The sequence below is a fragment of the Nostoc mirabile CHAB5784 genome, from assembly GCF_020829645.1.
Lineage (GTDB): Bacteria > Cyanobacteriota > Cyanobacteriia > Cyanobacteriales > Nostocaceae > Nostoc > Nostoc mirabile.
In genome coordinates this window covers 25,548-39,790 of the sequence record NZ_JAIVFS010000018.1, presented here as the reverse complement: position 1 = coordinate 39,790, position 14,243 = coordinate 25,548, and the positions used below count along the sequence as shown (strand labels likewise).

At 43.0% G+C, this 14,243-nt stretch carries 10 protein-coding genes and 1 pseudogene; 5 read left to right on the top strand and 6 right to left on the bottom strand.

Annotation, left to right across the window (positions count from 1 at the left end; genetic code table 11):
* Positions 1-320: 320 nt before the first annotated feature.
* Positions 321-617 (top strand): hypothetical protein, encoded by a 297-nt coding sequence (locus LC653_RS14190; RefSeq protein WP_229495087.1) that lies wholly within the window; start codon positions 321-323, stop codon positions 615-617.
* 281 nt (positions 618-898) lie between these two features.
* Here LC653_RS14190 and LC653_RS14185 read toward each other — a convergent pair whose 3' ends face one another.
* Both LC653_RS14185 and psbP read right to left on the bottom strand, forming a co-directional pair.
* Positions 899-1,492, bottom strand: a complete 594-nt coding sequence (locus tag LC653_RS14185) for a Maf family protein (RefSeq protein ID WP_229495086.1) — start codon at positions 1,490-1,492, stop codon at positions 899-901.
* Between the two features lie 124 nt (positions 1,493-1,616).
* A complete protein-coding gene (gene psbP / locus LC653_RS14180; RefSeq protein WP_229495085.1) occupies positions 1,617-2,162 on the bottom strand; it encodes a photosystem II reaction center PsbP in 546 nt (181 codons plus the stop codon).
* Positions 2,163-2,622: 460 nt separating this feature from the next.
* Between psbP and tnpA the strand changes: the two genes are divergently transcribed.
* From tnpA to LC653_RS14160, 4 genes are all read left to right on the top strand, one after another.
* Positions 2,623-3,066 (top strand): IS200/IS605 family transposase, encoded by a 444-nt coding sequence (gene tnpA / locus LC653_RS14175; RefSeq protein WP_229495084.1) that lies wholly within the window; start codon positions 2,623-2,625, stop codon positions 3,064-3,066.
* Positions 3,067-3,882: 816 nt separating this feature from the next.
* Positions 3,883-4,719, top strand: a complete 837-nt coding sequence (gene dapB / locus LC653_RS14170; protein ID WP_190943690.1) for a 4-hydroxy-tetrahydrodipicolinate reductase — start codon at positions 3,883-3,885, stop codon at positions 4,717-4,719.
* Between the two features lie 32 nt (positions 4,720-4,751).
* Positions 4,752-5,438, top strand: a complete 687-nt coding sequence (locus LC653_RS14165; protein ID WP_229495083.1) for a DUF8619 family protein — start codon at positions 4,752-4,754, stop codon at positions 5,436-5,438.
* Between the two features lie 978 nt (positions 5,439-6,416).
* Positions 6,417-6,632, top strand: coding sequence for a hypothetical protein (locus LC653_RS14160; protein ID WP_229495082.1), 216 nt, complete (start codon positions 6,417-6,419; stop codon positions 6,630-6,632).
* Here LC653_RS14160 and LC653_RS14155 read toward each other — a convergent pair.
* The 4 genes and pseudogenes from LC653_RS14155 to LC653_RS14140 form a co-directional block, all read right to left on the bottom strand.
* Positions 6,626-8,680: a serine/threonine-protein kinase gene (locus tag LC653_RS14155; protein ID WP_229495081.1), complete on the bottom strand. Its 2,055-nt coding sequence runs from the start codon at positions 8,678-8,680 to the stop codon at positions 6,626-6,628. The two genes, LC653_RS14160 and LC653_RS14155, sit on opposite strands and share 7 nt — an antisense overlap.
* Positions 8,681-9,106: 426 nt before the next feature.
* Positions 9,107-10,159 (bottom strand): serine/threonine-protein kinase, encoded by a 1,053-nt coding sequence (locus LC653_RS14150; protein ID WP_229495080.1) that lies wholly within the window; start codon positions 10,157-10,159, stop codon positions 9,107-9,109.
* 316 nt (positions 10,160-10,475) lie between these two features.
* Positions 10,476-11,653: pseudogene (locus tag LC653_RS14145) on the bottom strand (RNA-guided endonuclease InsQ/TnpB family protein).
* A 287-nt stretch (positions 11,654-11,940) separates the two neighbouring features.
* Complete coding sequence (locus tag LC653_RS14140) at positions 11,941-14,175, bottom strand: glycoside hydrolase family 57 protein (RefSeq protein WP_229495079.1); 2,235 nt, start codon at positions 14,173-14,175, stop codon at positions 11,941-11,943.
* Positions 14,176-14,243 lie beyond the last annotated feature (68 nt).

The following is a 14,243-nucleotide window of genomic DNA, read 5'->3' as shown; positions in this document are numbered from 1 at the left end:
TTTCGTTCTAAACATAAACCGCCCAGAACTAAAGTTCACAGGCTTTTAGCTTAAGTCCACTAAAGTGGACTAAAAGCCTTTCTTACTCCCTTCTCGCCAGAAGAATACCTAATTTAACGAACCGCAAAGACGCGAAGAACACGAAGGAAGAAGAAAAAGAAGATAGGTAATCTTAGAGCGGGAAGGGAGTAGTCGTCTTTAGACGACTTTTGCTATTAGCCTCAGAATTTATTCTGAGGCGGGCTAGATGAGAATGAAATAGCCCTAATATATTGGGCGGGCGAGACGCCCACCCCACAAGAAATGTACAATTTTAGATTATGCAAACTAGATGTGGTTTAGCTTATAACGTTAAGCCGGGAACCACTAACGTTAAGTCGGGAGCCACTAACGTTAAGCCGGGAGCCACTAACGTCGAGCCGGGAGCCACTAACGTTAAGCCGGGAACCACTAACGTTAAACCGGGAGTCGCTAACGTTAAACCGGGAGTCGCTAACGTTAAACCGGGAACCACTAACGTTAAGCCGGGAGTCGCTAACGTTAAACCGGGAACCACTAACGTTGAGCCGGGAGCCACAAATGTCGAGCCGGGAGTAATGCCAATACGGTTCGGATAAGATCCCCCCGCCTGTGGCGACCCCCTTAGAAAGGGGGTAAAGGAGGAAAAAAGCCCCCCTTTTTAAGGGGGGTTGGGGGGATCTCCGAGAGCCAAACATATTAACTGAACTGTATTGCTTCGCGTAACGTTCCGCAAGGAAAGGTTAAGTCTCATGTAGTACTAATGAACTCCAAAACTATACCCATAGCTGGATAGCATATTACTTTTTTAGTAACACCCAATAATTAATTGTCAGTAGCAAAACAACTGACCACTGAAAACTAACAATCCACACAATAACTATTGCCAAAAATCAGTGACATCATATCCCAATTCCCCTAGCATCTGCCGCAGCAGGGGTAAACTGAGTCCAATTACATTGCTGTGACAGCCTTCAATTTTTTCGACAAAGAAACTACCAAAACCTTCAATTGCAAAGGCTCCAGCACACTTAAGGGGTTCGCCTGTGGCAACGTATGCTTCAATGGCCTTGTCGCTCATTTGAGCAAAGTAAACTCTTGTAACTTGTGACTTGACTATAGTACGGTTTTGAGCTATATCAATTAATGCGTGACCTGTGTACAAGTCGCCAAAGTTATCTTGCATTATCTGCCAACGAGCGATCGCTTCAGGGGTATCTGGTGGTTTGCCGTAAATTTCACCATTCATGGACAAAACCGAATCACAACCCATAATCAAAGCCGATTCAAACTGTGGGGCTACAGTTTCCGCCTTGTACTGGGCAAGAGTTTTGACCAATTGTGCTGGTTCACTTAATTCAATTTGCGACTCATCAAAATCACTTGGTTTAACTATCGGTTCAATACCAACAGTTTGCAGCAAGCGGCGTCGGGCTGGGGAAGCTGAGGCAAGTACAAAAGGTGGAATTTTCATGATATTTCTGACAAACTTCGTAATTGGGAATAGGGCATGGGGCACTGGGCATTGGGCATTAGTAATTCAGTTTCTTCTCTATTCCCCATTTCCCATTCCCCACTCCCCACTCCCCACTCCCCAATTAATAAACAGAAAAAGAATTTACAACCTCATCAATCATTCGTTTAACTTTCTGCCAGCGTTTTTCAGGAATTGAGGCGTTGAGGGTAAAAAGTTTACCACGGCTAACAGCAACGCTGGCGATGTTGTGTCGTTGCTGTTGATTAGCGAGTTTAACCTCATACTCTAAAAGGTAGTATATTTTACCATCTACTTCTCGCTGTGCAGCATTGACTAATTCAGCTGAACGACCAGAGTCAGGAGGCGCAAGAGCTGCCTTTCCTAACTTATATCCCACTTCTGTTGGGGTTCCTAATTCTGCCAAAGTTTTGCCTTCTGGAACTGGGCTAATCACAACAGAAACATTTTCAGACACCTCAATCAAATCGTGGAAAACTACATCTGGGCCGTTGGCAACTTTAACTTGCAGCCAGCCGTTAGGATATAAAAACTGATAGCCATCATTAGTGTCTACAAAGCTTTTGAGTCCAGCCGCAGCCGCTACATCAGAATTACTCAGGCTGAAGCTCAACACCAATAGCAAAATTAATATAATTCGTTTCCACATTTTTACAGATTCCTTTAGGCTGGAGACAACACCAGGCTTGCATCATTTCTCGTTATTATTCTCCCACCAACCGGCACGCTTCGGATGAGGCATTCAGGACTTAGGCAAAATACCTCTCAAACTCTTATTTCTCCGTGTTCTCTGTGTCTCTGTGGTAGCCTGCGGCAAGCCGCTTCTCTACGAGACGCTCCGCGAATGCGTCTACGATTTTCCGTTATCTGCGCGTAAGTATTAGCATTATATCGGGAGGGATAAATGCTCAAATATCGGCAGATACTCCTTGACTCCCTGGTGTATCGCAAGTGGTGTGAAATGCGTAAGCGTAGGTTGTCGTAGATATCGCCTACCCGCCTCGGAATAAATTCCAAGGCTAATAGCTCAAGTCATCTCAAAGATGACTGGAAGATTTTTAACGATCGCGGGAATACTAGACACAGTATCCATCAAAAACAGCACGTAAATGGCTCTGTGGCGACTTTACTATCATCTTGTTTGGGCGACAAAAGAGCGCCAGCCATTAATTACCCCCGAACGCGAAACCCAACTTTATAGTTACATCATTGGCAAAGCCAATGCACTTGGTAGCATTATCCATGCTGTGGGCGGAATAGAAAACCACATCCATTTAGTGGCTTCTATACCACCGAGACTTTCTATCTCTGATTTTGTCCAAAATCTTAAAGGCAGTAGCGCTCATCATCTCAATCATCTCTCGCCCTCGCAAGATTTGTTTGGCTGGCAACGCGGATATGGCGTTTTTTCAATGGGAAGCAAACAACTTGAGCAAGCTGTTGTGTATGTAGAGAATCAGAAAGCGCATCATTTCAATGGAACTACAATTTCGTCTTTGGAACGGCATAATCATGAAGATGATGGGCCAAAACTCACGCAGCTAAACCAATGAATTCCATTAATCTTCACGTTCATTAAACCGTAGTCAGCTTAAGCTGACTTGAGCTATTAGCCTCAGAATTCATTCTGAGGCGGACTTGTTGTCAAGCCAATATTCCAGAATTATTCAAATACGTAATTTCCAATCTCGCGCCGCAACCATCACCCGCTATAAGCCAATATTCCAGAATTATTCAAATACGTAATTTCCAATCTCGCGCCGCAACCATCACCCGCTATAAGCCAATATTCCAGAATTATTCAAATACGTAATTTCCAATCTCGCGCCTGAACCATTACCCGCCATAGGTTAGAAACCTACGGCTAATAGCGAAAGTCATCTCAAAGATGACTAAATCAATTAATAGTAACTACGAAAGAAAAAATAAGGGGCTAATTGAAAACACAAAAAACCCCGACTTGATAGCCGAGGTAGATGGGAGAAGTCCAAATGTCGATGGGATATACCGATGCCGAAATCTTTTTTTCTTAGCTAACACCAGTTAGATAGTTAAGTTTGATTTTTGCCAAGTTATGTAAATAAGTTTAACTAAAATATTACAAATAGTAAACTATACTTGACAAAAAAAGACTAATTGTTTTTATAAAGACTACTTATCAAGGCAGTATGATCGGAAAATAAAACGGGTTACTGGCTAAGATAGTCAGATGAAAATGAGAAGCGATCTACTGTAGATAGTAGAAAAACTGAGCGATTAGCTGCATAAATCAGGGTAGTCGGAATGAAGCCAGAGATTTGAGAAGCTAGCTACTAGATCACCAAAGTCTTTACAATTCCTTTGTTAGCTCAAAAAGTATTTCTCGACCTATGACGAATCAAGCTCCTATCCCGGTTATTGTCAACGGTGCTGCTGGTAAAATGGGCCGTGAGGTGATTAAGGCGGTGGCGCAAGCGCCAGACTTAAACCTAGTGGGTGCAATTGACCACAGTTTAGAACATCAAGATAAAGACGCTGGAGAGTTGGCGGGTTTAAGCGAACCCCTGGAAGTACCAATCACCAATCAATTAGAACCGATGTTGGGGTATGTGGCTGGTGACAGACAGTCTCCTCCAGGAGTGATTGTAGACTTTACCCATCCCGATTCAGTTTATGACAATATTCGTAGTGCGATCGCCTACGGTATTCGTCCAGTAGTCGGCACCACTGGGTTAAGTCCAGAACAAATTCAAGACTTGGCTGATTTTGCCGACAAAGCTAGCACTGGTTGTCTAATTATTCCTAATTTTTCCATTGGCATGGTGCTATTGCAACAAGCCGCGATCGCAGCCTCTAAATATTTTGACCATGTGGAAATTATCGAACTACATCACAACCAAAAAGCCGATGCTCCCAGTGGTACTGCCATTCAAACGGCGCAGTTATTAGGAGAATTGGGTAAAACTTTTAACCCTGCTCTTGTAGAAGAAACGGAGAAATTACCGGGAGCCAGAGGTAGTATAGCAGATGAAGGGATTAGAATTCATAGCGTGCGCTTGCCAGGATTGATTGCTCATCAAGAAGTTATTTTTGGTGCAGCAGGACAGATTTATACTTTACGACATGATACGAGCGATCGCGCTTGTTATATGCCAGGAGTGCTACTAGCGATTCGCAAAATCTTAGCGCTAAAGTCGTTAGTATATGGATTAGAAAAGATACTTTAAACGCACTATTGCTCATTCATCACTCAGCACTCATGTTAGTACCACTGACTCGCCAGAAATTTGAACAAGTTATCCCCCTAATCGCCACTGGTTTGCAGTACAAGTACTATTGGGGGAAATTTTCAAATTTTTTGCAACGGCTGTTAATTTCTGTAGTTGCCGTAGTTGTTATTTTGCTTGTGACAGTCATTTTTAAGCTTGAGTTTGCTTCAATAGTATTTGTGCTGGGAGTAATTAGCGCTTTTTTTTGGCTGTGGTATCCAGTGTTTCAAGCAAGTATGCGGAATTTGCAATGCCGCCGTTATAAGTATGGCGGCTTTTTCCGTGGTCGAGTGCTAGATTGGTGGATTACAGACCAGTTGATGGGTAAAACCGAAACAGTCAACAGCAAAGGCGAATTGGTAATTATAGAAAATCGAGAAAAACAGATTAACTTAGAGGTGGGTGATGAAACAGGATTTAGCATTGAATTTGTAGCACCATTACGTCCTGCCCACAAAGTTATAACTCGCGGTCAAATTGCAGAAATGGTAGTAATGTCAAATCGCCCAGATTTGAGCAGTATTGAAGAATTCAGCGATATATACTTTCCTAGCCGTGACCTATGGGTTAGCGATTATCCTTATTTACGGCGAGACTTCTTTAACGAAGTTGGTCGCCGCTTGCGTGAAGACCAACAACAAAGGCCGCGTCGGCGGCGTCGTAGCACAGAAGAGTAAACTAGTCAGCCCCTTCTCTGCAAGACGCTGTGTTTCGACTCCGCTCAACATAAATTCGCGTTCGGGGAAGTCAAAAATCAATAATTTTGAACCCCATAAATAAATTTAGGGCTGCTGTAGCAGAGACGCATTTACCTGGTGAGCTATGCATCTCGGTTCAAATATTTTTATTGTTTCATAAATAAATTTAGGGCTGCTGATAGAGTGGGATACTTTGAGTAGATCGAAAACTTTTGTAAGTTGACGAAATAATCAGGGTTTCAGCCGACACCACCAAAAATTGCATATCCCTTTGTGAAAATTACCTACGCGATCGCTGTGGTGAATAGTCTTGTTGGGTGAACAGGTTGTGTCAGTACAAAACCACAGGAATCATTTTCCAAAATTGGGAATTATCATTGGTTTTTACAAACCCTTAAAAGCCTCAGAAACTACCTCTGCAATAGCTTGAGGTAGATTTGTCAGGTTTGATAAAAGTTCGATAGTTTAAGAATTAGTATATAAACTTTTGTAATAAATTTAAATTACTGCGTAAAATTTGAGTTTTGGGCTGATGTTAATTAGCGGTCACAACCTACTTATTAACATATATCAATGATGAAACCTGCCCCAGTACCCCCTAAGCTTCTCTAAGCTTCCCCAACCCTTCCCAATCTTCCCAATGTTCTACAACGCCCAATGCAAGGCAAAGAATAGCCATTAGCAAAACATTGGGCGTTGTAGGCGATTGTGGGGTGTGGAGTGGGAGCGTAGTTTGCCGCCTTCTCTACGGAGACGCTCCGCGAACGGCATGCCTCATTGCCCCATTCCTCTCTCCCCATTCCCCTCTCCCAACACCCAATACTTGATCCCCAAGACTTCAGATTTAGATTAAAAGCTAGAGAATAATTTGATCACACACGCACGCTATATCTATAAGAATAGAAGGGACTGTGTAGACTAGCCAAAAAGCCAGTGACAGCAAACCCTTGAGCGATTTTGGGTGGGCATGGGTACTGGGGAAACGCGGCAACGGAGCAATCAGAAGATAAAATTGGCGGTTTTGGACGCTTCATTGCCCGGATATTGCCTTATCGTAACCTTCTAATTCAGGCGATCGCGATCGTGCCAAATTTGAGCCGTGACAACAGGAAAGCCTTGGTCGATAATTCTGGTAGGGGAGCGATCGCAGCTTTCATCTCCTCTCTTCACTGAGACAATTGCCAAACCTTAATAGTATTGTCTTCACTACCACTGACAAGGGTCTTGCCATCAGGGCTGAAGGTTACGGATGTCACAGTGTTAGTGTGCCCCGTCAATGTCAGAATTTTTTCTCCTGTGGCTGAATTCCACAGTTTGATGGTGCGATCGCGGCTACCACTAGCAACAATTTTACCATCGGCGCTGAAGGCTACGGATGTGACTGTGTTGGCATGTCCCGCAAGTGTGCGAATTTCTTTTCCCGTAGCTAGATTCCAAAGTTTGATGGTGCGTAGGCGTAGCCCGTCGTAGACATCGCGACTAGCACTGGCTAAAGTCTTACCATCTGGGCTTATAGCCACGGCTGTTACTGTTTGATAATTTCCCTCCAGTGTGCGGATTGAGTACCCTTTTGTCAGATTCCAGATTTTGATAGTCTTGTCAAAACTGCCACTGGCAAGAATCACACCATTAGGGTTAATAGCTAGCGATCGCACCCAGAATGTATGCCCTACCAGTGTCCGAATTTGCTCTCCTGTTGCTAAATCCCAGATTTTAATAGTGTTGTCATCACTACCACTAACCAAAGTCTCGCTATCAGCACTGATGGCTAGGGCATGAACTGAGTCAGAATGCCCTGTAAGAGTGCGAATTTGCTTTCGCGTTGCCATATTCCAGATTTTGATGGTGTTATCATCACTACCACTAACCAGAGTTTTGCCATCTGGACTGATCGCTACCACATTCACCTGCTGAGAATAGGCGTTGAGTGAAGAGATTTGTTTTCCGGTTGCGAGATTCCAAAGTTTGATTGTTCGCTCGCCGCCACTGCTGACAATGGTTTTGCCATCGGGGCTGATTGCAACAGACAAAACCGAGTTTTCATGCCCTTGCAAAGTATTAGCTAAAGAAACTTTACCCAAAGTAATCTTTAGTGGTTGACTTAAAAACGCTTCATCTTTGCCAGAATTATTGTGCTGAGTCAGCCTAGAGACTAAACTGGTCTGAATCCGGCGAAAATGTTTATACCAAGATTCTTGGAATCCAAACAACAGAATCAAAGCACTTACCAAGATTAAAGTTCTTAGTAAGGGATAACTTTTTGGTAAATCTGGTGCTTTAGTTGGTGGTATTTTTCCAGAGGATTTCCCGGCTGGTGGTAGCGCGAGGAGTTGTTTCGGACTCAAATCTCTAAGAACTTCATCGGCTGACTGGTAACGTTCATGGATATCTTTTTTCAAAAGCTTGTCGATGACAAAATCCAACTCAGGATTTAATGGATTTCGCAAATATTCCCGCCAATTATTCACCCAAGCGTACCCAGATTCCATCCACAACTCAAAGGGGGAATTTCCCGTTAGCAGATGAAAGCAGGTAGCCCCCAAACCGAACAAGTCACTGGCGGGGAAAGCTTTACCATCTCTAATTTGTTCCAGGGGTGAATAACCATGTGAACCAATGGATGTACCAGATTTCTGCTGAATGGCTGTAAATTGCTTTGAGGAACCAAAATCAATCAGACTTAATCGCCCATCACTTTTATTGCGGATAATATTTTCTGGCTTGATATCTCGATGAATGACTTTGCGATCGTGGATAAATTTGAGGATGGGCAGTAAATCTAGCAAAATAGATTGGATTTCCCTAGCGTTATAAGCCTTGCGCTGTTGCAACTCCTTTAATAAATTCTCTCCATTGATAAACTGCTGCACTAAATATAGGCAGCCGTCTTGCTCAAAGTAAGCAAGCAAAGTCGGAATTTGGGGATGTTCCCCAAGGTCTTGTAGTCGCTGCGCTTCTTCACCAAACAACTCCATCGCTTTTTTTTGCGACCAAGTTCCTTGGAATTTTGGAGCTAATTGCTTGATAACACAGCGTTCATTGAGTTTATCTACATCTTCTGATAGATAGGTTCTGCCAAATCCCCCCTCATCTGAAAGGACTCGGATGACACGAAAGCGATTTCTTAAAAGTGACACCAATGAGGTGCTACAACTTTGGCAAAACTTCTTTCCATTGGGATTCAGGGGATTTGAGCAATCGGGATTTAAGCAGCAGATCATGATCTGACAGGCGCGACTGCATGACAACTTAGGCTAAGTTTGCCCCGAACTTTCCCTTAAGAAAATTGACTCTCGCTTACTCGTGGTAGAAAACCCTGTTCTGGGGATTGGGGAATTACTTAATATAATTAGCGTTTGTAAATAGTGTCAGTTTTCCTCATCTGTGGAAAACTACGAGAGCCATAAGATTAATTATTCTTTCGATTATATAATAATTTGAATAAAAATTTTTTCGGAGCTTTTAAACCTAGTAATTTTGCTTGTATATTGGCAAGCGACAACCTACTAAGTATTCAAGAAAAACCCTGATTAATTAACCATCATGACTATTAAATGTAGTTAAAATGCTTACCAAATTTGTTTTTTATATTTTAAATCACCCATGCTTAATTGTTAATTTGATACTTTAGGCAATTGCGACCTTGTTTACTTCGACCTTGCTCTCCATTTCCGAATAGCACTAGCAGTTCTGGCGACAGGTGGGATGTATACATCAGAAGTTTCGTGAAAATTTCCGTGTTGTGCAATACTTTTATTATTTAATTTTTGGGTAGTTAGACAGTCAGTCAAAGTAGTCAAATAGCTTTCATTACCTAAAGCTTTCATCACTTCATCGGCATTCTTAAACCGATCATTTAATGAAATTTTCACCATTTTCCCTAAAATCTGGGCGAAACTATTGCTAATATTTACTTCTTTTCGCCAGCATATTTCACCAGTATTTGCGTCGTAGTCAAATTCTAAAGGACTTTTAGCAGTCAACATATAAATACAAGTAATACCCAGTGCATAAATATCACTGGCATAAACTGGATGTAGAGAAAACTGTTCTGGTGGTGCAAATCCCCTAGTTCCGATAAAGTTGGTATTTGCAGCTTGATTGCGAGAGTTTTCACAAGCATCAGCTAATTGCTCTTTCACCGCCCCAAAATCAATCAGCACTATTCGCCGATCATACTCACACCGCAATAAATTCTGGGGCTTAATATCCCGATGAATCACACGATGTTTATGAAGATACTGTAATACAGGTAATAATTCTTGCAAAAACTGTTTAACTGAGGCTTCACTTTTGGGCCCAGTTTGCCGCACTTCTTGTGCCAAAGTCAAACCCGGTACGTATTCTTGAATTAAAAAAAACTCTCCATTTGCCTGAAAGTAGTCTAATAGCATGGGAATTTGCGAATGACTACCGAGTTGCCCCAAAGTTCTTGCTTCTTTTTCAAAGCGCCTACATGCCCTTTGCCAACTTTGAGGATTAGTCACTTTCGGACAAAGCTGTTTAATAACACACAAAGGATTCCCAGGTAACACAGCATTTTTGGCTAAAAAGGTGATCCCAAATCCACCTCTACCTAAAATTTGCAATATTTCATAGCGATCGCGAAATAGCTGCTTGGAACCACACATCTGGCCAAGTTGAGTTTGCTGTAAAATGCTCTCTTGAGAATTCGTTATTTTTTGAGAAAAGCGATCCATTAGTATAGAATATCTGTTCTGAAATGTCTCTAATCTTACGACAAATATTCTTGGGCGACAGTAACATTACTGTAACTTTGCCAAATCATCAAAGTTTTTCAAAAAATAAAAATAAATTTTCGTAGAAATTACAGATTGACAAAAAATATTAAATATGAATTACAACCTCTTTGCCACACATGAATCGGCTGTAGGGGCGTACATCTGTCATTTGTGTAAACTTAAGGTAAAAGCCAGTCCTTGACATCCACCCCGCCCTATAAGTGCGGGGATTCCTAAGACTCACGACTTAGGTTTCTGCTTCTTTCCCTTTCGACTACGCTTTTCGGCTTGCCTTACGGGTTTTTTGCAACTGCCCTTTAACCTCATGGCTATCAGGTCTTATGTTCGCTCCACAGACTGACACTGCGAGTCCCGCAGCCAAAATATTCTTACTTGCGTTAACATCTCTGTCGTGATGCGTATCGCACTTAGGACAGTCCCACTCTCTGATATTTAGAGGCAACTTATCAACGATATGTCCACAGTGTATACAGCGTTTCGAGCTAGGAAACCATCTGTCAATTTTGACGAGTGTACGACCATACCAGTTGCACTTATATTCAAGTTGCCTGACCAATTCACCCCAACTAGCATCACTAATCGAGAGAGCAAGTTTTTCGTTTTTGACCATATTCTTCACAGACAAATCCTCGACTGAAATCAATTGGTTTTCTCGAACCAATCGGGTTGTCAACTTGTGAAGAAAATCATTCCGCGCATCGCTAATTTCTGCGTGAACAATAGCTACTTTTACTGAGGCTTTATGGCGATTGTTAGACCCTTTCTGCTTACGACTCAATGCTTTTTGGGCTTTACGCAATTTTGCTTTTTTTCCCTTAAAGCTTTTGGTAGGTGCAACCTTCTCTCCTGTACTCAAGGTAACTAAGCTAGTGATACCCAAGTCAATGCCAACTTGATTAGAAGATTCAGGCAATCTTTCAATCTCGACATCTACCAATATTGAAACAGTCCAGCGTCCAGAGGGCGAAAGTTTTACCGTAATTATAGATGGTTCAACACCTTGGGGTAACTGTCTGCTCCAACGAATAGCTAAGGCTTGTGGACTTTTAGCAAGAAATATTTCCCCATCTTTAAATCTAAAGGCAGCTTTCGTAAATTCAGCATTACCACCGTGATGCTTTTTCTTGAAGTTGGGATATTTCGCCCTTCCTGCAAAGAAATTAGTAAACGCGGTTTGCAGATGCCTCAAGCTTTGTTGTAATGGCACAGAGCTAACTTCATTTAGAAATTGCAAGTCTTCTTGCTTTTTCCAACTAGTCAGCATTGTTGAAGTTTCAGCGTAACCGACCCGCTCTTGATCTTCATACCATGCTTCTGTCCTTGCGGATAGGGCGCGGTTGTAAACTAATCGAGCGCAACCATCGTTCTTCTGAGAAGAGTTTCTTGTTCAGGAGTTGGATAAAATCGGTACTTGAAAGCTTTTTGAGTCATGCTTACATTATATCTGATTCTCTGTAAGAAGTAGAAATCAATTAAAGCCGTGCTAGAAGCACGGGGTTTTAAACCCATTTTTCTGATAACAAGCTTTTAGGATTGTCTCTTTCTCTCTGTGTTCTCTGTGCCTCTGCGGTTAAATAAAAGACTTTTTAACCGCAGAGACGCAAAGAAGCCAGTGCGTTGGGCGGGTTCCCCGACTTGAAGCAACTGGCGCGGCGCAGAGAGAAAAATGAGATTTTACAAGTCACCTTGAAAGGGCTAAACACTAAACCTATTGAGTTCTAAGGCACCTCAATGGGAATCAAAGCATTTTCTGGCAAATAGTTGCAAAAACGCCCTTCATCTGCAAGCACCAAAATCAGGCGCAAAGGATAATCTGGTGGAACTTGCAAATCTGCCCACGGTACTGCCAACTCTAAACAACTATTTATTGCTACTTGAGCGCGACTGAAACGGGGATGCCATTGATAATTGTCTCCAGCTTCCCGAAACTGAATCGATTGTGTGAGCAAGTTAACTTCCAGAAGATGATGGAAAAGGTAATTAAGTGGGGCTGCATCTGGTACATCTGCCAAGGGAACTGGGCTGTTAACCATTGTTTTTTCTGGATAAAACCACAGCAAATTCAACTCTGCTGGCAAATCTTGCCCTGGTGCAGCGCCACTTTTAAAGTCCAGCCGCAAATAGAAATTGAGGTGATCCACCCCATACCAAAGTCGCTGGATGACACTGCTATTGTGCATCGTCCCCCGCGCCCCGCCGATTTCTATGCGTCCAGCTTTGTCCCAATCTTGTTCATCACCTCTACCATCAATGACGGGATGAATAAACCCTTGGGGGGTGTGGTTTCCCTGCGCTTGGTGGACTTCCACTGGTTGCTTGAGATAGGGCGGTACAGGTTCATTTAATGCCTTGTAAATGCCAAACAAATGTTCTCGAAACAATTGATCAAAGATGGCATCCTGATTTGAGGAGTGTCCTGCACCAAACCACCAAAACCAGTCGGAACCTTCTGCGGCATACAACGCTTCCCATGCTTCGGGGTTGTTTTCTTCTGTCGCTTCAGGATGACTTGCCAGCATTTCCCTTGCTTCTGTCAAGTAATCCCAAGCACGATTTTTGGCGGGATCGCCGATCCAAGTGGTAAAACTACCATCTACCCAAGAACCACTATGTAGTTGTCCTCCGGGAATGGTGGCTGTGGCTGGAAATTCTTCGAGAAATTCGGAGACGGTGACGAGTTTGAGGCGGGGTTCATCGCTCAAGCTTTGATATAAAGCTTCTAGAAAGGGTTTGCCATCTTGGGGATAAAATTCCCAGCAATTCTCCCCATCCAAGGCGATTGTAACTAGCCAAGGTTGCTCACTTTGACTTTCTCTTTGCATTTTAGCGATCGCTTGCAAATGTCCCACTAAATCTGCTGCTGCCTGTTTTGCTGGCATCGCACTATAAGTAAAGCCAATCAAATCTGATAATCTGTGGTCACGAAACACAATTGACAAGTCACCCTCTGCGGTTTGCAGGCGATAGGGTCGATACAGCAGTTCTGGTTGCTGCACATTCCCCGCCCCATCCCGATGAAAAAGGTGTTTCAGCGTCCATCCTAAGACGGCTTCATCTGAGCATATCCACTTAAAGCCTTGGTTAATAATATCTGGAAGTATTGCCGGACTTACTGATTGCTCCGAAGGCCACAAACCACGAGGTATCTGTCCAAAGCGGTCTTTATAAAAGTTCCAAGCTTTCCGCAAGTGGCGGGGAATATCTTCTGACCACTGAAAACGCTGCTTAGGCAGTGTCATATTGGACACAGCTACCCGACCAGAGTTAGTATCAGCTAGCAAGGGCAAAATCGGGTGAGTGTAAGGCGTGGTGGTAACTTCTAGCTGCCCCGCCTCCTGCATTTTGCGATGTTGGGGGATAATGCGGCTGAGGATTTCTCGCTGTTTGGAATAAATGCGCTGGCGATCGCTTAAAGTAAAATTTCGACCCTGTTTTAACCAAGTAGCAATTTCCGGGTCATCCCAAAACAGCGGATCGATCCAAGCTAAATTGTGCCAAGCTAACAAATCACCATAATCTGGCAATTCCCAATTTGCTAAACACCAGGCTTGCCCCTTCTCCTGCCTTTGCTGGTACAACTCGGCATAACGGGGATGAGGGTCAATCAGAGTATGGTGATTGGCATCGAAAAAGTGTTGGATAATAAATTCGCGCTGTTGCTGCGTGAGTTGTTCATCCGGTGTCAAGCTGGCTGTGAGGTAAGGGTCAAAAGCAGTGCCAGCAATATAATCTTCTAGTTGCAATATCAGCGATGGAACTAAATTCACCGTTTGGTGTAACTTAGGATACCGCTCTAAGAGCAATACCAAATCCAAATAATCTTTAGTGCCATGCAAACGTACCCAAGGAAGCCGGTAGTGCTGACTAGAAGATAGCGAAACGCCGCTGCCAGGAGATTTGTACAGAGGCTGATGTTGATGCCAGATAAAAGCAATGTAGAGAGGATGGGACATAGGAATAGTTAGGAGTTAAGAATGAGGAGTTAGGAGTTGATTCAAACTCATAACTCCTAACTTCTAAC